Raw genomic sequence first — 24,036 nt, 5'->3', positions numbered from 1 at the left:
ACCGCGCTCGCCGCGCACCCCGGCACCGCGATGAACGCCGGCGGGCGCCGCGCCGCCGTCCGGGTGCCGCGCGGCGCCATCAGCATCCAGCTGTACACCCTGCGCGACCTGCTCTCCCAGGACGTCGAGGGCACGCTGCGCCGCCTGGCCGCCATCGGCTACCGCAAGGTGGAGCCGGCGGGCACCCACGGCCGCACCGCCGCGCAGTTCCGGCGGATCCTCGACCGCCACGGCCTGCACGCCACCTCCAGGCACATCTCGCCGGCGGAGGACATGGCCCCGGTGTTCGAGGACTGCGCCGCCCTCGGACACCGCTTCGCGGTGGTGCCCTGGGCGTCGTTCGACACCGCCGACGAGTGGAAGAAGCTGGCCGACGACCTGAACGCGGCGGGACGGCTGGCCCGCCGGTACGGACTGCGGTTCGGCTACCACAACCACGCCCACGAGTTCCAGCGGCTGCCCACCGGCGAGGTGCCCTACGACATCATCACCTCCCGCACCGACCCCGGGTACGTCCATCTGGAGCTGGACCTGTACTGGGCGGTCGCGGGCGGCCGCGACCCGGTGGAGCTGATCCGCGCCCACCGGCACCGCGTCCTGCAGTTCCACGTCAAGGACCGGGCGGCCGACGGCTCGTTCGCCGACCTGGGCACCGGCACCATCGACTTCCCGCGGATCTTCTCCCACTCCCGGGAGGCCGGGGTCGTGGAGTACATCGTCGAGCACGACCAGCCGACCGCGCCGCTCACCACGGCCGAGGTCGGCTACCGCTACCTGCGCACCGTCCGCTTCCCGAAGCGGTGACCCCCTTGGGGCGCGCCCCGGCGCGCGTGACGCTGGACACGCCGGACGCGGCCCCGCGCACCTGACCCGTTGCACGCGGCCCGCGGCCGCGACCCGAATCGAGGAGCGACATGGCACGACCGATCACCCTGTTCACCGGCCAGTGGGCGGACCTGCCGTTCGAGGAGGTCTGCCGGCTGGCCTCCCAGTGGGGGTACGACGGCCTGGAGATCGCCTGCTGGGGCGACCACTTCGAGGTCGACAAGGCCCTGGCCGACGACTCCTACGTCCCGCGCAAGCTGGAGACGCTCGCCAAGTACGACCTGAAGGTCTGGGCGATCTCCAACCACCTGGTCGGGCAGGCGGTGTGCGACCACCCGATCGACGAGCGGCACCGGGCCATCCTGCCCGCGCGGATCTGGGGCGACGGGGAGCCGGAGGGGGTGCGGCGGCGCGCCGCCGAGGAGATCAAGGACACCGCCCGCGCCGCGGCGAGGCTGGGCGTGCGCACGGTGGTCGGGTTCACCGGCTCGTCGATCTGGCACACCGTGGCGATGTTCCCGCCGGTGCCGCCCGCGATGATCGAACGCGGCTACGCCGACTTCGCCGAGCGGTGGAACCCGATCCTGGACGTGTTCGACGAGGTCGGGGTGCGGTTCGCCCTGGAGGTGCACCCCAGCGAGATCGCCTACGACCACTGGTCCGCGGTGCGGACGCTGGAGGCGGTCGGGCGCCGGCCCGCGTTCGGCCTCAACTGGGACCCCTCGCACATGGTCTGGCAGGACATCGACCCGGTGAACTTCCTGCTCGACTTCGCCGACCGCATCTACCACGTGGACTGCAAGGACACCAAGGTGCGGCGGGCCGACGGGCGCCGCGGCCGGCTCGGCTCCCACCTGCCGTGGGGCGACCCGCGGCGCGGCTGGGACTTCATCTCCACCGGCCGCGGGGACGTGCCGTGGGAGGACTGCTTCCGCGCCCTCAACACCATCGGCTACGACGGGCCCGTGTCCATCGAGTGGGAGGACGCGGGGATGGACCGGCTGATGGGCGCGCCGGAGGCCCTGGAGATCGTCCGGCGGCTGGCCGAGATCGAGCCGCCCGCCGCCTCGTTCGACGCCGCCTTCGGCGGCTCGGACGACTAGCGGCACCACGGCGAGGACCACCGGAACGGCGGAGCGGCCGCGCTCCATGCGCCGACTCCATGCGCCGAGGCGCATGATGTCGCGCGGCCGCTCCGTCCGCCCGGCTCGTGGCGCGGGTCAGCGGACGGGGGCGCGATCGTAGAGCCGCCGCGCCCACAGGAAGCACGCCGCCGTCCCGCCCGCGCACCAGGCCGCGGCCAGCACGCCGTTGTGACCGACCCCGGTGCCGAGCAGCAGCCCCCGCAAGGTCTCGATGACAGGGGTGAACGGCTGGTGGTCGGCGAACCAGCGCAGCCGGTCCGGCATCGAGTCGGTGGGGGCGAAACCGCTGCCCAGGAACGGCAGGAGGGGCAGCGGCATGGGCGCGTTGCCGGCGCTCTCGACGCTCTTGGACCGGGCGCCCAGCGCCACCGACAGCCAGGTCAGCGCCAGGCTGATCAGCAGCAGCATGCCGGACGCGGCCAGCCATTCGAGCGGGGTCGCGTCGGGACGGAACCCGATCGTGGCGTGCTGTCGTGCTGTCAGCCCTTGAGGCGGACGGGCAGCGTGCGGCGCCCGTTGGAGATGAACGACTCCTGCGGAGCGGGCTCTCCCGGACCGGCGGCCAGCGCCATGCCGGGGAAGCGGTCGAACAGGGCGGGCAGCGCGATCGACGCCTCCAGCCGGGCCAGGGGAGCGCCCAGGCAGTAGTGGACGCCGTGGCCGAACGCCAGGTGCTCCTTGACCGAGCGGGTGACGTCGAACTCGCCGGCGTCCGGCCCGTTGACGTTCGGGTCGCGCCCGGCCGCGTCCAGGCAGGCGATGATCGGGTCCCCCTTGCCCAGCGTGACACCGCAGTCCAGGGCGATGTCCTCGACCGCGAAGCGCAGCGGGATGTTGGCGATCGGGCCCTCGGCGCGCAGCGTCTCCTCGATCACGTCGTCCCAGCCCGCCCGGCCGTCCCGGACCAGCGCCAGCTGGTCGGGGTGGGTGAGCAGCGCGTGCACCGCGTTGCCGAGCAGGTTGACGGTCGTCTCGTGGCCCGCGCTGATCAGCAGCATCAGGGTGTCGACCAGCTCCTGCTCCGACAGCCGCGACTCGTCGTCGCGGGCGGCGATCAGGGCCGAGGACAGGTCGTCGCCGGGCGCCTCGCGCTTGGCGGCGACCAGCTCGCGCAGCAGCTCCTGCATCCGGGTGTAGGCGCGGGTGACCTCCTCCGGTCCGGCGGAGGTGTGGAAGAACGAGTCGGTGCAGCGGCGCATCTCCTCGCGGGCGGCGCGGTCCTCGATGCCGAACAGCTCGCAGATGACCTGGATCGGCAGCGGGTAGGCGTAGCCCTCGCGCAGGTCCACCACCTCGCCGGGGGCCCGGGCGTCCAGCTCGTCCAGCAGCCCGGCGGTGATGGCCTCGATCCGGGGCCGCATCGCGGCGACGCGGCGCGCGGTGAACGCGCTGGACACCAGGCGGCGCAGGCGGCGGTGGTCGTCGCCGTAGGCGGTGAGCATGTTGCGCACGACCACCCAGGCGAACAGCGGCCAGTCCGGTCCGATGCCCCCGTTGATCCAGGTCGGCCAGTGCTGGTACGGGTCCTTGGACACGCGCGGATCGGTGAACAGCGTCCGGATCAGCTGCGGGTCGCTGACCGCCCAGGCCTCGATGCCGCCGGGGAGCACGACCCGGGTGACCGGCCCGCGCTCGCGGATTCGGGCGGCCTCCCCGTGCAGGTCGCTGCCGGTGGGATCGATGACAAGGGGGGCGACTGCGGAAGGCTGCATCGTCCTCTCCTGAACGCGTGGGGGGAAGGAAGCGCGCGGCCCCGGGACCGGGCCGGGCGGGCACCCCACGCACCCTAACCGCGACTTGATCATCTGTCAGGGACGCCGTGTGAGTCGGTGGTTCCGAAAACCGGGGTTCGGGCTGTCCATGAAACCCCCGGCGGTGACGGATCACCGGCGCGGGCCGGTCTCCCGCCGCGCGAGCATCCACCGCTTGGTCCCCTGTTGGGGATCCGGTGCGTCCTTTTGGTCGACAACCGTGAAATCGCCGGGCAGCAGCGCGGCGGGCTCTCCCGGGGCCAGGCACCACTCGGCGGGCAGGTCGGAGCGCACGCGCCGCGCCTCGACCGTGAACGCCTCCCAGCCGAGCAGCCCGCCGGGCGCCACGGCCGCCGCCGCGGGGCCGAACACCGCCGGGTCCCAGAATCCGGCGCACAGCACGAACGCGTACGCTTCCGGCGGCGGCCGCCATGCCTCCAGGCCGGCCTGGACGAGCGTGATCAGGCCGCCCAGGCCGCGCCGCCGCGCCTTCCGTTCGAGCCGGTCGAGCGCCACCTCCGACACGTCCACCGCCGTCACCGCGCGCCCGGCCGCCGCCGCCAGCAGCGCGCTGCCGGACGTGCCGCAGGCCAGGTCGAGCACCGGGCCGTCCGGCAGCGGCATCGCCAGGGCGCGCTCGGCCAGCGGATGCACGGGGAACGCCTCGGCGGCCTGCGCGTACTTGGCGTTCCAGCGCAGCCGGTCGGGGTGTTCGGCCAGCTCCGGCGGGACGTCGCGCATGGCCCGCACCCTATCCCGGCGGCATCCGGGCAGCGCCGCACGGAGCCTGCGTCGCGTCGGCTCAGAACAGCGTCGGCGGCTCGGCGGGCACGGGTTCGGGCAGCGGTTCGAGCTCCGGCACGGCGGCCCGGACCTCCTCGTGGAAGCGCCGCGCGAGCTCCAGGGCGTCGGCGTTGTCGGGGGTGTGCACGAACACCGTCGGCGAGCGCCCCTCGCGCAGCCATCCGGCGACCGTCCCGACCCAGCGCCGCCAGCCCTCGACGGTGCGGGCGGTGTCGTCGCGGCCCAGGTACCGGACGACCGGGTTTCCGGTGAGGGCGCGCGCCCGGTACGGCAGCCGCGGCTTCTTCACCCACGCGTCCCGTTCGGCGTCGCTGGTCGGCGGGCTCTGGAAGAACGCGGTGGTGTCGAACGGCACCCACTCGGCGCCGACGCCGCCGAGCACGCGCTCCAGCTGCCGCTCGCACCGCGCGTCCTCGAAGAACGCGCGGTGGCGGACCTCCACGGCGCACCCGTACGAGCGCGGCAGCCCGCGCAGGAACCTCGCCAGCGCGCCGAGGTCGGACGGGCCGAACGATCCCGGCAGCTGCACCCACAGCGCGTGCGCCCGGGGCCCGAGCGGTTCGATCGCGTGCAGGAAGGCCCGCAGCTCCTCCTCGCCCCCGCCGAGACGGCGCTCGTGGGTGATGGTCCTGGGCAGCTTGACCAGGAAGCGGAAGTCCGGGCCGGTCTGCGCCGCCCACGTCTCCACGGTGCTCCGGGAGGGCGTCGCGTAGAACGTCGTGTTGCCCTCGACCGCGTTGCACCAGCTCGCGTACGCGCGCAGGCGCTCGGCCGGAGGGAGCGGATGGGGCAGGAAGCGCCCCTGCCATGGCGCATGAGACCACATCGCGCATCCCACATGAAGCCGCATGGCGCAGACGCTATCGGAGCGCCGGGGCGGCGAAGGGCCGGCGGCGAAGAGCCGGCATCGGGGAGCCGGGCGAGGCGCCGACGCCCTAGTCTGTGATCACTGGATTCGTCAGCATTCGTCAGGATTGTCGTAGAACGTCTCGGCAGGAGGCCGTGCCATGGCAGAGGACATCCCCAGCGCCCGCGACGGCGGGTCCGCGCCGCCGGTGATCGACACCAGCGTCCCGCACTCGGCCCGCATCTGGGACTACTGGCTGGGCGGCAAGGAGAACTACCCGGCCGACCGGGAGGCCGGGGACATGGTGAAGCGGCTGCTGCCCGACATCGCCGTCTCCGCCCGCCACGACCGGGCGTTCCTGGGGCGGTTCGTGCGGTTCGCGGCGGGGGAGGGCATCCGCCAGTTCCTCGACATCGGCACCGGCCTGCCGACCGCAGACAACACCCACGAGGTGGCGCAGCGCGTGGCGCCCGACGCCCGCGTGGTCTACGTCGACAACGACCCGCTGGTGCTGGTGCACGCGCGCGCCCTGCTCACCAACATCAGCGCCGAGGGCGTCACCGACTACATCGACGCCGACATCCGCGACACCGCCCCCCTGCTGGAGGCCGCGGGGCGCACGCTGGACCTCTCCCGGCCCGTCGCGCTGCTGCTGCTCGGCATCCTCAACCACATCGTGGACGACGACGAGGCGCGCGACATCGTGCGCCGGCTGGTGGCGGCGCTGCCCTCGGGCAGCTACGTGGCGATCTCGCACACCACCGACGAGGTCGACGGCGAGGCCATGCACGAGGCCACCCGCGGGGTGACCGAGAGCGGCGGCACGCCCGTGGTGGCCCGCTCGGCGGCGCAGCTGCGGACGTTCTTCGAGGACCTGGAGCTGCTGGAGCCCGGCGTGGTGTCGTGCTCGCGGTGGCGGCCCGAGGCCACCCCCTGGGGCGAGCCGCCCGAGTACGCCCACTTCTGCGGCGTCGGCCGCAAGCCGTAGCGGCGCGCCGGCCCGAGCCCGCGGCCGGGCGGTCCCGCGGGGCCGCCCGGCCGCTCCGCCTCCCGCCTGCGGACGACCGCCGGCCGGTCCGGGCCGCTGCCTGGAATGTCACAGTGCGATTGGATTCCGGCAGACAAAGGGTCACGGCGGACAACGTTTGAATTCGACCGCATAACGATCTCTGCCACGACGTGCCCTCCGTGTTGCCCGGGCGGCGCCGATGGCGGTACGACCGTGGGGCACCGTTCCGCCGATATTACGAATGTGTGACCGTCGGGTGACGCGCTCGGCGGAACGGGCGTTCGGCCGGGTCCGGTCCCCGGCGGCGGGAGGGGTGTCCGCCCCAGGGGCGGTAGAAGAGGAGACGTCGTGGCAGAGGTCGTCCTGGAAGGCGTGGGCAAGGTCTATTCCGACGGGACCCGCGCCGTGCGAGATCTCAACCTCTCCATCGCCGACGGGGAGTTCCTGGTGCTGGTGGGGCCGTCGGGATGCGGCAAGACCACCGCGCTGCGCATGGTGGCCGGGCTGGAGGACATCTCCGAGGGGCGCCTGCTCATCGGCGACCGCGTCGTCAACCGGGTCCCCGCCCGCGACCGCGACGTGGCTATGGTGTTCCAGAGCTACGCCCTCTACCCGCACCTGTCGGTGCGCGACAACATCGGCTTCGGGCTGTCCCTGCGCAAGATGCCCAAGGACCAGATCCGCGCCAAGGTCGAGCACGCCGCGCGGATCCTCGGCCTCACCGAGTACCTGGACCGCAAGCCCCGCAACCTGTCCGGCGGCCAGCGGCAGCGGGTCGCGATGGGCCGCGCGATCGTCCGCGAGCCGCAGGCGTTCCTGATGGACGAGCCGCTGTCCAACCTGGACGCCAAGCTGCGCGTCCAGATGCGCGCCGAGATCGCCCGCATCCAGCGCGACCTCGGTGTCACCACGATCTACGTCACGCACGACCAGACCGAGGCGATGACACTCGGCGACCGCGTGGCGGTCATGAAGAAGGGCGTGCTGCAGCAGGTCGCGCCGCCGCAGGAGCTGTACGACCGGCCCGCCAACCTGTTCGTCGCCGGTTTCATCGGCTCCCCGGCCATGAACCTGCTGCAGGCCAGGCTCGAACGCGACGGCGACGGCGACGGCGGGCTGCGGCTGGAGGTCGGCGGGCAGACCCTGCCGGTGCCGGCCCGGGTGCTGGACGAGCGGCCCGCGCTGCGCGCCTACCTCGGCCGCGACGTGGTCGTCGGGATCCGCCCCGAGGACATGGAGGACGCCGAACTGGTCGGCTCCGGCGGCGACGAGGCCGGCGGCACGCTGCGCTCCACCGCCGACCTGGTGGAGGCGATGGGCTCGGACGTGCTGGTGCACTTCGCGGTCGAGGCCGCGCAGGTCGTCACCGAGGACACCAAGGAGCTCGCCCGCGACGCGGGCACCGACGTGCTCGGCGCCCTGGACGCGCCGCGCACCGACCTCGTCGCGCGGTTCAGCCCCCGCACCCGTGTCAAGGTCGGCGACCCCGTGGTCGTCCACGTCGACACGGGGCGGCTGCACTTCTTCGACATCGACACCGGCGCGGCGCTGTGGGAGGCACCGGCCGCGTCCGGCGACCAGGAAGGATGACAGATGAGGGTCAGCAGGCGTGTGACGGGCGCCGTCCTGGCGGCGGGGCTGCTGGTCGCGGCCGCCGGCTGCGGCGGCGGTGACGAGGGCGGCGAGGAGACCGCCGAGGGCGGCGGCGCGCTCAAGGGCGTCAAGGTCGAGGTGGCGGCCAAGTGGACCGGCCAGGAGGAGAAGAACTTCCGCGAGGTGCTCAAGGAGTTCGAGAAGAAGACCGGCGCCACGGTCTCCTACGCCTCCACCGGTGAGAACACCGACGCCTACCTCGGGCCGCGGATCCAGGCCAACAACCCGCCGGACGTGGCGATCCTGCCGCAGCCCGGCCTGCTCAAGCAGTACGCGGCCGACGGCGCGCTCAAGCCGCTGTCGCAGGACGTGGTCGCGCAGGTCGACCAGAACTTCTCCCCGTACTGGAAGAACCTGGCCTCCGCCGACGGCAAGACCTACGGCGTGCTGGTCAAGGCCGCCTACAAGTCGATCATGTGGTACCGGCCGCAGGTGTTCTCCGACGCCGGCGTGCAGCCCCCGCAGACCTGGGCCGACCTGGTGAAGGCCGCCGGCACGCTGCAGGACTCGGGCACCACCCCGCTGGCGCTGGCCGCCGGCCCGCAGGACTCCTGGACGCTGACCGACTGGTTCGAGAACGTCTACCTGTCGCAGGCCGGCCCGGACATGTACGACAAGCTGGCCGAGCACAAGATCAAGTGGACCGACCCGTCCGTCGGCAAGGCGCTGCAGACCCTCGCCGAGATCTGGGGCAAGCCCGACCTGATCTCCGGCGGCGTCGCGCAGGCCACCAAGACCAAGTTCGACGAGTCGGTCACCCAGGTGTTCGGCCAGGAGAAGGCCGCCATGGTCTACGGCGGCGACTTCGCCGCGGCCAACATCGCCACCACCAAGGCCAAGGTCGGCACCGACGCGCAGGTGTTCGCCTTCCCCAAGGCCGGCGACACCGCCCCGGCCATGCTCGGCGGCGACATCGCCGTGGCGCTCAAGGACTCCAAGGGCGCGATGGAGCTGATGAAGTTCCTGGCCTCGCCCGAGTCCGGCCGCACCTGGGCCAAGCTGGGCGGCTACCTGTCGCCCAACAAGAACGTCGCGCCCGACGCCTACTCCGACCCGGTCGCCAAGCAGCTCATCCAGCAGCTGCAGCAGGCCGGGGACGCCGCCCGCTACGACCTGTCGGACCTGACGCCCGCCGCGTTCGGCGCCACCCCCGGCGAGGGCATGTGGGAGGCGCTGCGCGCCTTCGTGCAGAAGCCGTCCGACGTCAAGGGCACGCAGGAACGGCTGGAGTCCGAGGCCGCCAAGGCGTACAAGGACTAAAGGACTGGGACGTTCGTCGATGAGGCAACCCCGAGGGCGGGGCGAGGGCATCGCCCCGCCGTCCTGGCTGGCGCTGGTGTTCCTGCTGCCGGCGCTGCTGCTGCTCGGCTTCCTGGTGGTCTACCCGATCGTCTACTCGGTCGTGCGGAGCTTCTTCGACGCCTCCGGCGACTCGTTCGTCGGGCTGGACAACTACGTCGGAGTGTTCCAGGGGCACGACAACCTGGTCGCCGTCCGCAACACCGCGATCTGGGTCGTGGTGGCGCCGACGCTGGTCACCATCGTCGGCCTGCTGTTCGCCGTGCTCACCGAGCGGGTCCGCTGGGCCACCGTGTTCAAGATGGTGGTGTTCATGCCGATGGCGATCTCGTTTCTCGCCTCCGGCGTGATCTTCCGGCTGGTGTACGAGCAGGACCCCGACAAGGGCGTGGCCAACGCCGCGATGGTCGCGCTGCACGACGTCTTCCGCGACCAGGTCACCTATCCGGGCGCCGCGCCCCGCACCACCAACGGCTCGCCCGTGCGGGCCGAGGACGGGGCCGTGGTGAGCGCGCAGCCGGTCGCCGCCGGGCAGAGCGCCCTGGTGCCGCTGCTGCGCGTCAAGGCCGAGGACCTGCCGGAGAAGGTGCGGCCCGCCGCGCGGCCGCCCGCCGCCCGCGCCGGCGAGCTCACCGGCACGGTCTGGTTCGACTTCACCCGCGGGGGCGGCGGCACGCCCAACGCCCCCGACCCCGGCGAGTCCGGCCTGCCGGGCGTCACGGTGGAGGCGGTGCGGGACGGCAAGGTCGTCGGCAAGGCCACCACCGGCGCCGACGGCACGTTCACGATCAAGGACCTGCCGTCCGGGACGTTCACGGTGCGGGTGCCCAAGGACACCTTCACCGCGTCCTACCGCGGCGCCGAGTGGCTGGGCAGCACGCTGATCACGCCCGCGATCATCGGGTCCTACCTGTGGGTGTGGGCGGGCTTCGCCATGGTGCTGATCGCCGCCGGGCTGGCCGCCATCCCGCGCGACGCGCTGGAGGCGGCCCGGGTGGACGGCGCCACCGAGTGGCAGGTGTTCCGCCGGGTGACGATCCCGCTGCTGGCGCCGGTGCTGATGGTCGTGCTGGTCACCCTGGTGATCAACGTGCTGAAGGTGTTCGACCTGGTGTTCATCATCGGCGGCGGCGATCCCAACGCCAGCGTGCTGGCGTTGCGGATGTGGACCGAGTCCTTCGGCGGCGGCAACGACCAGGGGGCGGGCAGCGCCATCGCGGTGCTGCTGTTCGTGCTGGTCATGCCCGCCATGCTGTTCAACATCCGGCGGCTACGGCAGGAGCGCAGATGAGCACGGCGAGCGCAGCGGAGCGGCCCGGTCCGGACGCGGTCGGCGCCGGCGGCGCGACGGGCGGCACGGACGGGGCGAACGGGGCGGCGGGCGCCCCGCGGCGGAGTGCGGCGTCCCGGCTGGTGTCCCGGGTCGGCGGGGGAGCGGTCCAGGTCGTCCTGGTCCTGGTGGCGCTGTTCTGGCTGGTGCCGACGTTCGGGCTGCTGGTGGCGTCGCTGCGGTCCAACGAGGACAACGCCGCCGGCGGCTGGTGGCAGGTGTTCACCGAGCCGTCCCAGCTGACCGTCGAGTCGTACTCGGCGCTGCTCGACAAGCCCGACTTCGTCGACTCGTTCTGGAACACGGTGCTGATCACCGTGCCGTCCACGCTGCTGGTGGTGGTGATCGCGGCGCTGGCCGCCTACGCCTTCGCCTGGCTGGAGTTCCCCGGCCGCGACTGGCTGTTCCTGCTGGTGGTGGCGTTGCTGGTGGTGCCGGTCCAGGTGGCGCTGATCCCGGTGGCCAAGCTGTACGGCAAGATCGAGTTCGGCGGGTTCCAGATGTTCGGCTCGATCACCGGCGTGGTGCTGTTCCACGTGGCGTTCGGCCTGCCGTTCGCGATCTTCCTGCTGCGCAACTTCTTCGCCGGGATCCCGCGCGACCTGCTGGAGGCGGCGCGGATGGACGGCGGGACGGAGTGGACGATCTTCCGGCGGGTGGTGTTCCCGCTGGGCGGTCCGGCCATCGCGTCCCTGGGCATCTTCCAGTTCCTGTGGGTGTGGAACGACCTGCTGGTCGCGCTGGTGTTCGCCGACACCGAGTCGCAGCCGATGACCAAGTGGCTGCAGTCGCAGATGCGGCAGTTCACCGGCAACATCGACATCCTGGCGCCGGGCGCGTTCCTGTCGCTGGTCATCCCGCTGGCCGTGTTCTTCGCCTTCCAGCGCTACTTCGTGCAGGGCGTCCTCGCGGGCTCGGTCAAGTGACGCGCGGCCCGGGCGGGCTCCGGTGAGGGAGACGAGCGGATGAACGCAGGTCGGCCGCCGGGCGGCCGGCCTCCGTCCTGGCGGTTACGGAGAGTCACACAACCCACAGTCTGTGGACGACCTGTGGACAAGGCCCGGGCGTGCACCGGGTACCGCGGTGAGGCCCCCGGGACTCCTCGTCCCGGGGGCCTCACCGTGTGCGCCTTTCCGGGGTTCTCCGTGCGCCCCGCCGGGGGCCGCCGGCCGCGGTTCGGGCGGGCGGCCCCGGCGGCGGCACGTCAGCCGGCCGCGCCGGCGGCGTCCGGGTGGCCGATCGCCAGGCCGGTGGCCGGGTCGAAGAAGTGCAGGCGGCGGGTGTCGACGGCCAGCTCGACGGTCTGGCCGGGCCGCGCGTGCGAGCGGGCGTTGACGCGTGCGGTCCACAGCGCCTTGTTGTCGGTGAGCGGGATGGCGCCGTCGCCGTCGCCCTCGGCGGCGTCCTCGGCCAGGTCGGCGGTGTCCTTGTGCTCCACCGGCGGCGCGTCGATCGTGAAGATCACGTTGATCTCGCTGCCCAGCTCCTCGGTGACGGTGCTGGTCACGGTGAGCGGCGCCCAGTCGGGCTTGGCGTGCGCGGCGTCCTCGAAGTCCGACGGCCGCACGCCCAGGACGACCTTCTTGCCGAGGTAGCCGTCCAGCCCGGGCTTGCCGTCCAGCACCTCGTCGGGCACCGGCAGGGTGTACCCGGCGAACGCCACCCGCGCGCCGCCGTCGCCGCGCGTCAGCTCGGCGGTCACGAAGTTCATGGCGGGCGAGCCGATGAACCCGGCGACGAACAGGTTGACCGGGCTGTCGAACAGCCGCTGCGGCGTGTCGACCTGCTGCAGCTTGCCCTCCCGCAGCACGCACACCCGGTCGCCGAGGGTCATGGCCTCGATCTGGTCGTGGGTGACGTACACCGTGGTGACACCGAGCCGCTCGTGCAGCTGGCTCAGCGACGCGCGCATCGACACGCGCAGCTTGGCGTCCAGGTTGGACAGCGGCTCGTCCATCAGGAACGCCTGCGGCTCGCGGACGATCGCGCGGCCCATCGCGACCCGCTGCCGCTGACCGCCGGACAGCGCCGCGGGCTTGCGCGACAGGTACTGCTCGAGGCCGAGCATCTTGGCGGCCTCTTCGACCTTCTTGCGCCGCTCCTCCTTGCTCACGCCGCGCAGCTTCAGGCCGAACTCCAGGTTCTGCGCGACGGTCATGTGCGGGTACAGCGCGTAGTTCTGGAACACCATCGCGATGTCGCGGTCCTTGGGCGCCAGGTCGTTGACCACCTGGTCGCCGATGGAGATCTTGCCGCTGCTGATCTCCTCCAGCCCGGCGATCATCCGCAGCGCCGTGGACTTGCCGCAGCCCGACGGGCCGACCAGCACCATGAACTCGCCGTCGCGGATCTCCAGGTTGAGCCCGTCCACCGCCTTGACGCCGCCGGCGTACACCTTGTCGACCCGGTCCAGCACGATCTTGGCCATCTCATCCCTCCGATGGAAACGTTTCCAGCCCATGCTCTGGATGTGGGCTCATTTCCATGGGGAGGATTAAAACTCATGGAAACGTTTCCAAGGCAAGGGTGCTCGTGGAAAAATCGGCACGGTGACCACCGAACGCGGATCAGCGACCATCAAGGACGTGGCGGCGGCGGCCGGCGTCGGCATCGCCACCGTCTCGCGGGTGTTCTCCGGCACCGGGGCGGTCAGCGAGCGCACCCGCGAACGGGTGCTGGCCGCCGCCCGCGAGCTGGACTACCGGCCGAGCGCCCTCGGCCGCGGGCTGCGGCTGCGGCGCAGCGGCGGCATCGGACTGGTGGTGCCCGACGTCACCGACCCGTTCTGCGCCGGGCTCATCGACGGCGTGCTGGCCTGCGCCCGCTCCCTCGGCGAGCACCTGGTGCTGGACGCCGCGCACGGCGACCCCGCCCGCGAGGCCGAGATCGTCGACCGGCTGGTCGAGCAGCGGCTGGCCGGCGTCATCGCGCTGCCCGCCGCGTCCGGGTCCGGGGCGGGCTGGCGGGCCGCGGTGCGCTCGGGCGCCCGCGTGGTGTTCGCCGACCGGGCGCTGCCCGGCCTGCACGAGATCCCCGCCGTGCTGGCCGACGACCGCTCCGGCGTCCGGACGCTGGTGGAGTACCTGGTGGGGCTCGGGCACCGGCGCATCGCCTTCCTCGGCGCGGCCGAGCTCGGCGTCGCCGCCGGCGTGCGCGAGCGCGCGTTCCGCGACACCCTGGCCGAGCTGGGCGTCGCCGCCGACGAGGACCTCATCGTGTCCGCGCGGCCCGCCCGCGACTCCGCCTACGCCGCCGCGGCCGGCCTGCTGCAGCGGCGCACCGACGTCACCGCCGTGCTGGCCGCCGGGCACCTGCTCGGCGAGGCGGCGGTGCTGGTGGCCCGCGAGCTGGACCTGCGGGTCCCCGCCGACGTGTCGATCGCGATGGTGGACGACGTGCCGTGGGCGGAGCTGTGCGACCCGCCGCTGACCGTGGTGGCGCGTCCGGCCTACGACATCGGCTACCGCGCGTGCGAGATGCTGCTGCGCGACCGCCCCCTGCGCGCGGCCCGCCCCGTCCTGCTGCCGACCGAGCTGGTGATCCGGGGCAGCTGCGGCCCGCCCCGCTCCCCGCGGACCGCCTCGTCCCGTGCGGCGGGGCGCTGAACCGCCCCGCCGCAACGGGCCGCGGGCCGATTCCGGCGCGGTCCGCTCGCCGAAGATTCTGCGGCGTGTCGCGCGGGCACGCTAGATTTTCGGGGTGGAGGAGATCGATCGCCAGATCATGGGGTTGCTGGCCGACGACGGCCGGATGAGCTTCACCGACCTGGCCAAGGAGACCGGCCTGTCGGTGTCGGCGGTGCACCAGCGGGTGCGCCGGCTGCAGAAGCGCGGTGTGATCAAGGGTTTCACCGCGGTGCTCGACCACGAGCGGATCGGGCTGCCGATGACCGCGTTCGTGTCGATCAAACCGATCGACCCGTCGGCACCCGACGACGCGCCCGAACGGCTGGCCCATCTGTCGGCCATCGAGGCGTGCCACTCGGTCGCGGGCGACGAGAGCTACATCCTCAAGGTCCGCGTCGGATCGCCGAACGAGCTGGAGGACCTGCTCCAGAAGATCCGCGCCGAGGCCAACGTGGCCACCCGCACCACGGTCGTCCTCAGCACCCCCTGGGAGGGCCGCCGTCCCAAGCTGTGACGGCACCCGGCCCTCGTTTTCCGCGGCCGCCGGCGATCCCCCCCGGACCTGACCGGCGGCCGCCCGGCCCCCGCCCGGCCCGGTGAGTCCGGGCGGGCACCGCTCTCAGCCACGGGGGGCGAACGCCTCCAGCGCCTCCCGGGCGACGGACATCGACCGCGCCGGATCGGCGTCCGGGCCGGTCAGCTCCCGGTCGAAGTTCAGGTCCACGAACAGCTCGGTGACGCCCTGCGCGGCCAGCTCGGCCATGTCGCCGCGCACCTCCTCCGGCGAACCGGTCAGCGGGCGGCGGTCCGGCAGGCCCGGCGCGCGCAGCCGGACGGCGCCCCGGCACACGAAGCGCAGCGCGTCCGGATCGCGCCCCGCCCGCTCGGCGGCCTGGCGCACCACCCGGACGGACCGTCCGATGGCGGTCAGGTCGGCGCGGCTGGAGCCGACCCAGCCCGCGGCCAGCCGTCCGGCGCGGCGCAGCGCGGGCTCGGACGCCCCGCCGAGCAGCACCGGCGGCTCGGGGGTCTGCACCGGCTTGGGCTCCATCCGCACGGGCGGGACCCGGTAGAACTCGCCGTCGAACCGGCTGACCTCGTCGCCCCACAGCGTGCGCAGCACGGCCAGGAACTCCTCGGCGCGCGCCCCGCGCCGCTCCATGGGCGCGCCCACGGCGGCGAACTCCTCGGGCATCCACCCCAGACCCAGCCCCAGGTCGAGCCGCCCGTCCGACAGGCGGTCGAGCGTGGCGGCCTGCTTGGCGAGCAGGACGGGGGAGAGGAACGGCATGTTGACCACCGCCACGCCCAGGCGGACGCGGTCGGTCCGCCCCGCCAGGTACGCCAGCGTCAGCAGCGGGTCGGGCACATTGCGGTAGGTGAGGTCGGCGGAGTCGGCCGGGTTCAGCAGCCGCTGCAGCGTCCAGACCGAGTGGTAGCCGAGCTCCTCGGCCTGCCGCGCGACCTCGACCTGGTTGTGCGGCGTCGCCCATCCTCCCGACACCGGCACCGCGAACCCGATCCGCACAGGCGTGCTCCCTCCCGCTCGCTCCTGACGTCCGCAGGCCCCGGACGCGTCTCCCGTGCCCGGACAGGGCGACCCTACCGGTCACCGGAATGCGCCTTACTTTGTCAAGGCACGCGGCCTTGTGCGCTGCGTAACCATCCCGTGGAAACGTGCCGGGAATCACCCTGGCATTCCTGTGATCAAGGGACCGGGGGCCGGGCTACGCTGAAACCCCCGGCGGCAAGGGAGGTGCGCGGTGAGGCAGGCGGCGGCGGACCTCGCGCAGGCGGTCAAGCCGAAACTGCGCGGCTGGCTGCACGCGGGGACGTTCCCTCTGGTTCTGGTCGCGGGGCTGCTGCTGGTCGCGCTCGGCCCCACCGTGGGCTCGCGGCTGTGCGCGGCGGTCTACGCGCTGACCTCGGCGCTGCTGTTCGGGGTGTCGGCGGCCTACCACCGCGGCCGCTGGTCCGACCGCGTCGCGGAGTGGCTGCGCCGCTGCGACCACGCCAACATCTACCTGATCATCGCCGGCACCTACACGCCGTTCGCCTATCTGATCCTGGAGGGCGCGGTACGGGCGATCGTGCTGTCGGTGGTGTGGGCGGGCGCCGTCGCGGGGGTCCTGTTCCGCGTGCTGTGGATCCGCGCCCCGCGCTGGCTCTACACCGCCCTCTACATCGGCCTGGGCTGGGTGGCGGCCTTCTTCGTCCCGCAGTTCTTGGAGGGCTCGGGCGTCACCGTCGCGGTGCTCGTGGCGCTGGGCGGTGTGCTGTACAGCATCGGCGGCCTCGTCTACGGCCTGCGCCGCCCCGACCCCTCCCCGCGCTGGTTCGGCTTCCACGAGGTGTTCCACGCCCTCACCGTGGCCGCCTACGTGCTGCAGTACATAGCGGTGTCGTTCGTCGTCTACCGCGCCGGCACGGTCTGACGCCCCGCCGGGGTTTCGGCCGAGGGGACGACGGGCCGCCCGCGCCTAGGCGGACGGGGCGGTCACGATGAAGCTGGAATTGCCGAAGCCGATCTCGTCGCCCGGCCGCACCCGCGCGGGCCCGGTCAGCCGCCAGCCGTTGACCCGGGTGCCGTTCATCGACCCCAGATCGGAGATCATCCAGCCGTCGCCGGCGCGGTAGATCTCGGCGTGGAACCGGGAGACGGTCAGGTCGGTGAGGATGAACTGGCACCCCGGGGCGCGGCCGATGAGCACCCGGGTGAGCCCGTTGCCCGGCAGCACGAACCGGGGCAGCCGGGGCGTCCGCCAGGCCGCCTCCAGCCGCGCGGTCACCTGCGACACCTGGGACACCAGCCCGGTCAGCCGGTCCACCATCCGGTTGCCGGTGGGCAGGTCGTGCACGATGTCGGCGAGTTCGGCCTGGCTGCGGGCGCGCAGCACCTGGTCCACGCGGCGTTCGAACGTCTCCTGGGACATCCGGCCCTCGGCCACGCGATCGCTGAGCACACGCAGCACCCGGTCGCGCTCCATATCGGACGCTCTCACCGGATATGAGGGCTGACCGTCCATAGCTGTGAGTATCCAGATCCCGTCGTCGCCTGTCCAGAAAAGCCCGCAAGCGAGGGAAGAAAGATCACTTTCGCCCCTCCTCGGCCTGTAGGACGACGTCTCCGGCGCTCGGGTTCGCGCCTTTTCCGGGCCGCCGCACGGCGCGCTCCGGCCGGTCGGATCGGGGGTCGGGGCGGCCGTGCCGGATGCCGGGGGAGGGCTCGGCGTCCGGCACGGCCTTGCGGCGGTGCACATCGTCGCGAGGTGACCGAGGGCGTCGGCGACGCGGTCGATCAGCCGCGCAGCAGGCTCCGGTCGCGCATCGGACCGGCCGGCCCGACGTGAGCGCCGCGAGGCCGCCCGCCGGGGTGAGGGGCGGCGGCTGGGCGGCCGGTCGAAAACCTAGCAGTACGCAGCGTCCCGAATCGGTTACGTGAAGTAACAGCATGCAGCTACAGGGTGACAATGGGGCGACCTTCTGGACAGGTCATCCGCGACTCCCCGGAAGTGGCGGAATCCTGTGACGCAGTGCATCCGTGTTTTCACGTACTGATAACCCGTATACGGGTCGGTGCGTATCCGGTTCAGGGCTCGAGGGGGCGCGGATCACCTGGAGGCCGGCCCGCCGGACGGGGGTCAGAGCTTGAAGGCGACCACGTCGGCCAGGACGCCGCCGCGCTCGGTCAGCCGCGCCGGCGACGGGCTGTCGTAGACGACGAGCAGCCGCAGCGCGGACGCGTCGGACTCGTCCAGGACGGCGATGCCCTCGGCGTGGTCGTCCCCCTGCCCGTACGGCAGTTCGCCCAGCACCTCCAGGTCGGACGCGGGCACCACGCCGGGGGAGTCGGCGACGGCCGCGCCGGGCCAGCGCACCACGCGCACCGGACCGTCCAGGTCCATGCTCGGCCCGGTGAGCAGGAGCAGGTCGTCGCCGTGCGGGCACATGTCGCGCACCCCGAGCCCGTCCAGGTCGAGGAAGTGCGTGCGGTACGGCTCGCCGTCGATCGGGCGCGGGCGCAGCCGGTGCGGGTCGTCGGGATGCGTCTCCGGGCGGATCTCGACGACCACGGCCCAGCCGCGCAGCACCGGGCCGCGCAGCCCCGCGTACAGGCGGTCGCGGTGGGCGGCGACGCCTTCGATGTCGACGCCGTTGTCCTTGCCCGGCAGGTGCAGGAACGGCGCCAGGTGCGGGTCGCCGGCCAGCAGATCGGTGATGGAGTCGCCGCGTCCGCCGAGGACGGCGGCGGTGCGCCCGCCGTCGCGGCGGACGGGCTCGGGCAGCCCGTCGGCGCCGGCGACCAGGGGGATGCGGGCCAGGATGAAGCGGTTGTCCTCGCGGACGACGGTGGCCAGCCGCCTGCGGGCCTTGGCGGCCGACTGCCCGTCCTTGATCTTCTTGCGCTTGAGGCTGTGCGAGCCGATCGCCCACAGCCAGCCGTCGGCGCGGGCCAGGCCCTCGATGTCGGCCTCCTCGTCGCGTCCGGCGGGCAGCGGGACCAGGTCGGCCAGCGGCACGGTGAGCTGGCCGCCGTAGCCGGCCACCCGCTCGCCGTCGCCCGCCGCCGTCAGCCGCTCGACGGTGGCGGTCTCGTCCCCGGCCACCCACAGGCAGCGGCCGTCCTGGCGGACGGCGGACAGGTTGGTGTGCGTCCCGGCCTCCCGGCTCTCCTGTCCGAAGACCAGTTCGACCTGGCGTTCCACGACCATGCGCAGATGCCCCCACTCATCCGTCGTGACGTTCTCGCCCGGGATGCCCCGAGCGATCTCTCTCCGACGCCGCCGCGCCGCCTCCGGTTTCGCCGCCCGCCTGCTCGCCCGCCGTCTCCGCAAAAAATCTACAATGTAAAGGCAGTCGGCTTGAGCGCCTGCCGGCAGACGAACATGGAAACCGAAACCGCACTGACCTGCACCACCGACAACGAAAGCAGCAGCGTCGCGCATGACGCGCTGGGACAGGGGGTGCGGGCGGCCGGCGCGGAGGGCGCCTCGACCTCGGGCCGGCCGCCGGCAGGTTCGAGCCGCGTCATCGCCGGGGCCGGGGGCGCACCGGCCCGGCCGGCCGAGCACCTGTCGAAGGCGGAGGCGTTCGGCGGGGCGGGGCCGGGCGGGGCGGGTCAGGTCAGTGGCTTCGCCACCATTCTTGGCCGGACTCGGGGAGGGTGTAGATGGGGTCGTAGTACTCGTAGCGGCGGGTGAGGGCGTCGGGGTCGGCGGCCTCCAGGCCGGTGCGGTAGTTCTTGGTCCAGTAGGAGATGCCGCGTTCGCGGTCGTAGTCGGCGAGCTGGTGCACCCAGCGCTTGCCCACGTACGGCACGTCGCACACGATCCGGGGGGTGGCGAAGCCGGGCAGGTAGCCCATGATGGCGTGCTGCAGCCGCTGGGCCTCCCAGACCGCCAGCCGCCAGTGCTCGCTGAACGGGATCATGTCGCACATGTAGAGGTAGTAGGGCATGATCCCGGCCTCGTCGAGCAGGGCGAACGACAGGTCGAGCAGTGCGGCGGGGGAGTCGTTGACACCGCGCAGCAGCACCCCCTGGTTGCGGACGTCGCGGATGCCGGTGTCGAGCAGGCCGCGTGCCGCCCTGGCGACCAGGGGCGTGACGGACCGGGCGGCGTTGACATGGGTGTGGACGGCGATCTGCACGCCGCGCCGGTGCGCCTTGGCGGCGAGGCGCTCCATGCCCGCGCGGACGTCGTCCTGCAGCCAGTGCTGGGGCAGGCCCATGAGCGCCTTGGTGGCCAGGCGGATGTCGCGGATGCCGTCGATGTCCAGCAGGGCGTCGACGAAGGATTCCAGGCGCGGCCAGGGCAGGTTGGCCACGTCGCCGCCGGAGACGACGACGTCGCGCACGGTGGGGGTGCGGCGCAGGTAGTCGAGCATGGCCTGGTGCCGGTCGGGCGGCCGGACGGTGAAGCGGTGCTTGTCGACGGCCGGGGTGGAGTTGCCGACCAGGTCCATGCGCGTGCAGTGGCCGCAGTACTGCGGGCAGGTGGGCAGCAGTTCGGCCAGGACCTTGGTGGGGTAGCGGTGGGTGAGGCCCTCGACGGCCCACATCTCGGCCTCGTGCAGGGAGTCGCGGGTGGCGCGGGGGTGGGACGGCCAGTCGGTGCGGCGGTCGCTGAACACCGGGATCATGTAGCGGCGCACCGGGTCGGCGTAGAACGCCTCGGTGGAGGCGGTGTCCATGGTGTTGAGCATCTGCGGCGTGACGAGCATGGACATGGTGGCGCGCTCGTCCTGGTCGCGCTGCAGGTCGGCGTAGAAGGACTCGTCGAGCAGGCCGCCCATCACCTGCCGCAGCTGCCGGATGTTCTTGACGCAGTGGGCGCGCTGCCACTGGGCCGACTCCCATTCGGCCGTGGTGACGTCCCGCCAGCCCGGAAGGCGGCGCCAGTCGGGTTCGACCAGGGGGCGGCGCCGGTAGGCGTAGGGCTGCTCGGCCGGCCCGCCGGGGCCGCGGGCGGTGTCCGGTTGGGAGTGCAGGGCAGTGGTCATCGTTGACCTCTCGCGACGTGCTGCGGACAAACTCTTGTATAAGACGGACGTTACGGGAAGACTTCCGGATGAACCAGTGCTGTCCGGGATAATCTACAGATTCACTTTCGGACAGGGAAGGCGAGGCGGGACAGAGATGACCGAACTTCGCAGCGAGCCCGAAAGCTCCGGCGCCGCTCCGGGCGCGGAGGGGGCGGCCGCAACCGCGGCGGGGACATCGGCGGGCACGCCGGCGGCCGCTTCGGCGGGGACCGCGGTGGGGCTGCATCGGGTGCTGGAGCCGCGCGGCGTGCTGCCGCAGGCCGCGCGCCGGCTGGACGCCGATCCGCGCATCCGGCCCGACGAGGTGCGGGTCCGGGTGGAGCGGCTGAACCTGGACGCCGCGTCCTACCGGCAGCTGCGCACCGAGCACGGGGACGACGCCGAGGCGCTGCGCCGGGCCGTGCTGGGCATCGTGGCCGAGCGCGGCAAGATGCACAACCCGGTGACCGGCTCGGGCGGCATGCTCGTCGGTGTCGTCGACGAGGCCGGTCCCGCCTCGCCGCTCGGCCTGCGGCCGGGGGACCGCATCGCCACGCTGGTGTCGCTGACGCTCACGCCGCTGGCGATCACCGACGGGCTGGCCCGGTGGGACGGCCGGTCCGAGCAGGTGCCGGCCGAGGGGCACGCCATCCTGTTCGCCCGTTCCATCGCCGCCGTGCTGCCCGACGACCTGCCGATGCCGCTGGCGCTGGCGGTGATGGACGTGTGCGGCGCGCCCGCGCTCACCCACCGCGTGGTGGCCGAGCGGGTCGGCAGGGGCGCGCCCCCGGTGGTGGCGGTGCTGGGCGGGGCGGGCAAGAGCGGGTCGCTGTCGCTGGCGGCGGCGCGGCGGGCGGGGGCGGCGCGCACGGTGGGGCTGGTGCCCGATGAGGACGAGCGGCGGCGGCTGGAGGCGTCCGGCCTGGCCGACGCGGTGGTGGTGGCGGACGCGCGCGACCCGGTGGCGGTGGCGGAGGCGCTGGGGGAGCCCGCCGACGTGACGGTGCTGTGCGTGGACGTGCCCGGGTGCGAGCACGGGGCGATCCTGGGCACCGCGCCGGGCGGGACGGTGGTGTTCTTCTCGATGGCGACCTCGTTCCCGGCGGCGGCGCTGGGCGCCGAGGGGCTGGCCGCGGACGTCACGATGCTGATCGGCAACGGGTTCGTGCCCGGACACGCCCGGATGGCGCTGGATCTCGTTCGGTCGGTGCCCGGGGTTCGCGCGTTGTTCACCGCCCGGACGGGGGGTGGTTCGGCACAATGACTCGGGTACGTCCGGTAGCGGCGGGGGCGCCCGGACCCGGACTCCGGGGAGGGGGCGCGCCCGGCGTTCGAGAGCAGAAAAGAGAACAGTAGATGGCGAGCATCACCCGGTCCCTGCGGGAGAAGACCCCGCAGGAGCGGCAGCGGCAGATCGTCGACGTGCTGGTCGAGGCCTTCGCGCATCTGATGGAGCGCAGTCCCGCCGACTTCCGCCGCAGGTTCCGGAAGATGGCCGCCGACCCGTTCGCCTTCTACCGGGGCAGCGCCTGCCTGTTCTACGCGGACATCGTGCACGACGACGACCCGTGGGCCGACGAGCGCACCAGCCGGGTGTGGATCCAGGGCGACCTGCACGCGCAGAACTTCGGCACCTACATGAGCGACGACGGGGTGTTCGTCTTCGACGTCAACGACTTCGACGAGGCCTACGTCGGGCACTTCACCTGGGACGTCAAGCGGCTGGTGGCCAGCGTGGCGCTGCTGGCGTGGGCCAAGGCGATCTCCGACGCCGACATCCACCGGATGATCGAGACGTATGTGCGCGCCTACGTCGACCAGGTGCGCTCCTTCGCCGAGCACGGCGACGACCAGGGCTTCGCGCTGACCCTGGACAACACCGACGGGCACGTCCGCCAGGTGCTGATCTCGGCGCTGTCGTCGACCCGCATCGGGCTGCTGGAGGACAAGACGGTCGTCGAGCGGCACGAGCGGCGCTTCCGCGAGGGGCCGGGGGTGCGGCGGCTGGACGAGGCGGAGCGCGCCAAGGTCGAGCGGGCCTACGAGGAGTACCTGCGCACCATCCCCGAGGACAAGCGGTTCGGCAGCCTGACCTACCGGGTCAAGGACATCGTGGGCGCGTCGGGCTTCGGCATCGGGTCGGCCGGGCTGTCGGCCTACAACGTGCTGGTGGAGGGGCACACGCAGGCGCTGGAGAACGACGTCATCCTGTCGGTGAAGCAGGGGAACGTGGCCGCGCCCAGCCGGGTGGTGGACGATGAGCGCATCCGCGGCTACTTCCTGCACCACGGCCACCGCACGGCGGTGTCGCGGCGGGCGCTGCAGGCCAACACCGACCCGTGGCTGGGGTACACGCAGATCGACGGCGTGGGCTATGTGGTGCAGGAGCTGTCGCCCTACGAGGAGGACCTGGACTGGTCGGGGCTGACCGAGCCGGAGGAGATGCTGCCGCTGCTGGACGACCTGGGCCGCGCCACCGCCAAGATCCACTGCGTGTCCGACACCGACTCCGACCACACGCTGGTCGACTTCCAGGTGGAGGAGGCCATCGCCAAGGCGATCGGCCCGGACGAGTCGGCGTTCGTCGCGGCGATGGTCGAGTTCGGGATGGAGTACGCGGCGGTGGTGCGCGACGACCACCGGCTCTTCGTCGACGCGTTCCGCAACCACCAGATCCCGGGGCTGTGACCACCCCTCGCGTCCGGCGCCGGCCGCGCGGTCGGCGCCGGACGCGGGCGGCGGGCTGTGAGCGGCGCCGGTTAAATAGGTTCTTGCGCAATCAGGGTCGCATGCCGGAGGATCTTCCGTAGATGTTCCGATGAGACGGATGATTGCCGGTGGATCGGAGGACGGCGATGACGCCGCAGCCCAAGCTGGATCTCGATCCGGAGGCGGTGCGCACGGCCCGGCGGCTGGCCGCGCGCGCCGCGGAACCGATCATCGAGATGGCCCGGACCCATACCACGGTGTCGGTGGAGCGGGCGCTGCTGCGCCTGGCCGGGCTGGCGGGCGCCGACGCCGACGGCCGTCCCTGGGTCAACCACCTCACCGACGCGGTGCGCGGCCAGGTCGGCCTCGAGCACGGCGTGGCGCTGCCGGTGTGGGACGCGCTGCTGACCGGCCCCTACGGGTCCCTGGCCGAGCTGGCGCAGGCCGCCGCCCGCGGCCGGGTCCGGTTCCGCCTGCCCGCCGGGGACGCGGCGCGGGCGGCGCGTGAGGCGGCGC

General features: G+C 72.9%; 21 protein-coding genes and 1 pseudogene. 13 read left to right on the top strand and 9 right to left on the bottom strand.

What is annotated here, in order from left to right:
- Window positions 1-804 (top strand): sugar phosphate isomerase/epimerase family protein (locus tag ABD879_RS25520; RefSeq protein ID WP_345024151.1); only part of this gene is annotated, 804 nt, incomplete at its 5' end.
- A gap of 110 nt (window positions 805-914) precedes the next feature.
- The gene (locus tag ABD879_RS25515; protein WP_345024150.1) at window positions 915-1,928 is read left to right on the top strand and encodes a sugar phosphate isomerase/epimerase family protein; all 1,014 of its coding nucleotides are present in this window, start codon (window positions 915-917) and stop codon (window positions 1,926-1,928) included.
- A 117-nt stretch (window positions 1,929-2,045) separates the two neighbouring features.
- Here ABD879_RS25515 and ABD879_RS25510 read toward each other — a convergent pair.
- The 4 genes and pseudogenes from ABD879_RS25510 to ABD879_RS25495 form a co-directional block, all read right to left on the bottom strand.
- Window positions 2,046-2,429, bottom strand: a pseudogene (locus ABD879_RS25510) (ABC transporter permease); the annotation flags it as partial.
- A gap of 20 nt (window positions 2,430-2,449) precedes the next feature.
- Entirely contained in the window at window positions 2,450-3,682 is a 1,233-nt protein-coding gene (locus ABD879_RS25505; protein WP_345024149.1) for a cytochrome P450 family protein, read from the bottom strand.
- 171 nt (window positions 3,683-3,853) lie between these two features.
- Window positions 3,854-4,462 carry a methyltransferase domain-containing protein gene (locus ABD879_RS25500; RefSeq protein WP_345024148.1) on the bottom strand — a complete coding sequence of 203 codons (609 nt, stop codon included), beginning with the start codon at window positions 4,460-4,462 and terminating at the stop codon, window positions 3,854-3,856.
- Between the two features lie 61 nt (window positions 4,463-4,523).
- Entirely contained in the window at window positions 4,524-5,375 is an 852-nt protein-coding gene (locus ABD879_RS25495; protein ID WP_345024147.1) for a DUF72 domain-containing protein, read from the bottom strand.
- A gap of 157 nt (window positions 5,376-5,532) precedes the next feature.
- Here ABD879_RS25495 and ABD879_RS25490 point away from each other — a divergent pair, with 157 nt between their 5' ends.
- From ABD879_RS25490 to ABD879_RS25470, 5 genes are all read left to right on the top strand, one after another.
- Complete coding sequence (locus ABD879_RS25490) at window positions 5,533-6,360, top strand: SAM-dependent methyltransferase (protein WP_345024146.1); 828 nt, start codon at window positions 5,533-5,535, stop codon at window positions 6,358-6,360.
- Window positions 6,361-6,729: 369 nt separating this feature from the next.
- Entirely contained in the window at window positions 6,730-7,971 is a 1,242-nt protein-coding gene (locus ABD879_RS25485) for an ABC transporter ATP-binding protein (protein ID WP_345024145.1), read from the top strand.
- A gap of 3 nt (window positions 7,972-7,974) precedes the next feature.
- The gene (locus tag ABD879_RS25480; protein ID WP_345024144.1) at window positions 7,975-9,294 is read left to right on the top strand and encodes an ABC transporter substrate-binding protein; all 1,320 of its coding nucleotides are present in this window, start codon (window positions 7,975-7,977) and stop codon (window positions 9,292-9,294) included.
- Between the two features lie 19 nt (window positions 9,295-9,313).
- Complete coding sequence (locus ABD879_RS25475; RefSeq protein WP_345024143.1) at window positions 9,314-10,624, top strand: ABC transporter permease; 1,311 nt, start codon at window positions 9,314-9,316, stop codon at window positions 10,622-10,624.
- Window positions 10,621-11,589 (top strand): carbohydrate ABC transporter permease, encoded by a 969-nt coding sequence (locus tag ABD879_RS25470; protein WP_345024142.1) that lies wholly within the window; start codon window positions 10,621-10,623, stop codon window positions 11,587-11,589. Before ABD879_RS25475 ends, ABD879_RS25470 begins: the two co-directional genes overlap by 4 nt.
- Window positions 11,590-11,867: 278 nt before the next feature.
- Here the strand turns inward: ABD879_RS25470 and ABD879_RS25465 are convergent, their stop codons facing one another.
- Window positions 11,868-13,091, bottom strand: a complete 1,224-nt coding sequence (locus tag ABD879_RS25465; RefSeq protein ID WP_345024141.1) for an ABC transporter ATP-binding protein — start codon at window positions 13,089-13,091, stop codon at window positions 11,868-11,870.
- Window positions 13,092-13,212: 121 nt separating this feature from the next.
- Between ABD879_RS25465 and ABD879_RS25460 the strand changes: the two genes are divergently transcribed.
- Both ABD879_RS25460 and ABD879_RS25455 read left to right on the top strand, forming a co-directional pair.
- On the top strand, window positions 13,213-14,268 hold the full coding sequence (locus tag ABD879_RS25460) for a LacI family DNA-binding transcriptional regulator (protein ID WP_345024140.1): 1,056 nt from the start codon (window positions 13,213-13,215) through the stop codon (window positions 14,266-14,268).
- A gap of 94 nt (window positions 14,269-14,362) precedes the next feature.
- Window positions 14,363-14,803 carry an Lrp/AsnC family transcriptional regulator gene (locus ABD879_RS25455; protein ID WP_345024139.1) on the top strand — a complete coding sequence of 147 codons (441 nt, stop codon included), beginning with the start codon at window positions 14,363-14,365 and terminating at the stop codon, window positions 14,801-14,803.
- Between the two features lie 105 nt (window positions 14,804-14,908).
- Here the strand turns inward: ABD879_RS25455 and ABD879_RS25450 are convergent, their stop codons facing one another.
- Window positions 14,909-15,817 carry a TIGR03619 family F420-dependent LLM class oxidoreductase gene (locus tag ABD879_RS25450; RefSeq protein ID WP_345024138.1) on the bottom strand — a complete coding sequence of 303 codons (909 nt, stop codon included), beginning with the start codon at window positions 15,815-15,817 and terminating at the stop codon, window positions 14,909-14,911.
- Window positions 15,818-16,052: 235 nt separating this feature from the next.
- Between ABD879_RS25450 and trhA the strand changes: the two genes are divergently transcribed.
- Entirely contained in the window at window positions 16,053-16,724 is a 672-nt protein-coding gene (gene trhA / locus ABD879_RS25445; RefSeq protein ID WP_345024137.1) for a PAQR family membrane homeostasis protein TrhA, read from the top strand.
- 45 nt (window positions 16,725-16,769) lie between these two features.
- On the opposite strand, the gene ABD879_RS25440 is transcribed toward trhA, so the two are convergent.
- The 3 genes from ABD879_RS25440 to ABD879_RS25430 form a co-directional block, all read right to left on the bottom strand.
- On the bottom strand, window positions 16,770-17,291 hold the full coding sequence (locus tag ABD879_RS25440; RefSeq protein WP_345024136.1) for an FHA domain-containing protein: 522 nt from the start codon (window positions 17,289-17,291) through the stop codon (window positions 16,770-16,772).
- A gap of 639 nt (window positions 17,292-17,930) precedes the next feature.
- The gene (locus tag ABD879_RS25435; protein WP_345024135.1) at window positions 17,931-19,001 is read right to left on the bottom strand and encodes a DUF3616 domain-containing protein; all 1,071 of its coding nucleotides are present in this window, start codon (window positions 18,999-19,001) and stop codon (window positions 17,931-17,933) included.
- Between the two features lie 412 nt (window positions 19,002-19,413).
- Complete coding sequence (locus ABD879_RS25430) at window positions 19,414-20,790, bottom strand: KamA family radical SAM protein (protein WP_345024134.1); 1,377 nt, start codon at window positions 20,788-20,790, stop codon at window positions 19,414-19,416.
- A 256-nt stretch (window positions 20,791-21,046) separates the two neighbouring features.
- Here ABD879_RS25430 and kdd point away from each other — a divergent pair, with 256 nt between their 5' ends.
- From kdd to ABD879_RS25415, 3 genes are all read left to right on the top strand, one after another.
- Window positions 21,047-22,075 (top strand): L-erythro-3,5-diaminohexanoate dehydrogenase, encoded by a 1,029-nt coding sequence (gene kdd, locus ABD879_RS25425; protein ID WP_345024133.1) that lies wholly within the window; start codon window positions 21,047-21,049, stop codon window positions 22,073-22,075.
- Window positions 22,076-22,167: 92 nt separating this feature from the next.
- A complete protein-coding gene (locus tag ABD879_RS25420; RefSeq protein WP_345024132.1) occupies window positions 22,168-23,499 on the top strand; it encodes a DUF2252 domain-containing protein in 1,332 nt (443 codons plus the stop codon).
- A 167-nt stretch (window positions 23,500-23,666) separates the two neighbouring features.
- On the top strand, window positions 23,667-24,036 hold a 370-nt coding region (locus ABD879_RS25415), incomplete at its 3' end, for a lysine 5,6-aminomutase subunit alpha TIM-barrel domain-containing protein (RefSeq protein ID WP_345024131.1).

This window comes from Actinomadura keratinilytica (assembly GCF_039539665.1).
GTDB classification, from domain to species: Bacteria; Actinomycetota; Actinomycetes; order Streptosporangiales; family Streptosporangiaceae; genus Spirillospora; species Spirillospora keratinilytica.
This window is presented reverse-complemented; position numbering and strand designations above follow the sequence as displayed.

Excerpts from the sequence above, each read along its gene's own strand:
- ABD879_RS25515 (WP_345024150.1), top strand. The coding sequence starts at position 915 with ATGGCACGACCGATCACCCTGTTCACCGGCCAGTGGGCGGACCTGCCG.
- ABD879_RS25505 (WP_345024149.1), bottom strand. The coding sequence starts at position 3,682 with ATGCAGCCTTCCGCAGTCGCCCCCCTTGTCATCGATCCCACCGGCAGC.
- ABD879_RS25500 (WP_345024148.1), bottom strand. The coding sequence starts at position 4,462 with ATGCGCGACGTCCCGCCGGAGCTGGCCGAACACCCCGACCGGCTGCGC.
- ABD879_RS25495 (WP_345024147.1), bottom strand. The coding sequence starts at position 5,375 with ATGCGGCTTCATGTGGGATGCGCGATGTGGTCTCATGCGCCATGGCAG.
- ABD879_RS25490 (WP_345024146.1), top strand. The coding sequence starts at position 5,533 with ATGGCAGAGGACATCCCCAGCGCCCGCGACGGCGGGTCCGCGCCGCCG.
- ABD879_RS25480 (WP_345024144.1), top strand. The coding sequence starts at position 7,975 with ATGAGGGTCAGCAGGCGTGTGACGGGCGCCGTCCTGGCGGCGGGGCTG.
- ABD879_RS25475 (WP_345024143.1), top strand. The coding sequence starts at position 9,314 with ATGAGGCAACCCCGAGGGCGGGGCGAGGGCATCGCCCCGCCGTCCTGG.
- ABD879_RS25470 (WP_345024142.1), top strand. The coding sequence starts at position 10,621 with ATGAGCACGGCGAGCGCAGCGGAGCGGCCCGGTCCGGACGCGGTCGGC.
- ABD879_RS25465 (WP_345024141.1), bottom strand. The coding sequence starts at position 13,091 with ATGGCCAAGATCGTGCTGGACCGGGTCGACAAGGTGTACGCCGGCGGC.
- ABD879_RS25435 (WP_345024135.1), bottom strand. The coding sequence starts at position 19,001 with ATGGTCGTGGAACGCCAGGTCGAACTGGTCTTCGGACAGGAGAGCCGG.
- ABD879_RS25430 (WP_345024134.1), bottom strand. The coding sequence starts at position 20,790 with ATGACCACTGCCCTGCACTCCCAACCGGACACCGCCCGCGGCCCCGGC.
- ABD879_RS25420 (WP_345024132.1), top strand. The coding sequence starts at position 22,168 with ATGGCGAGCATCACCCGGTCCCTGCGGGAGAAGACCCCGCAGGAGCGG.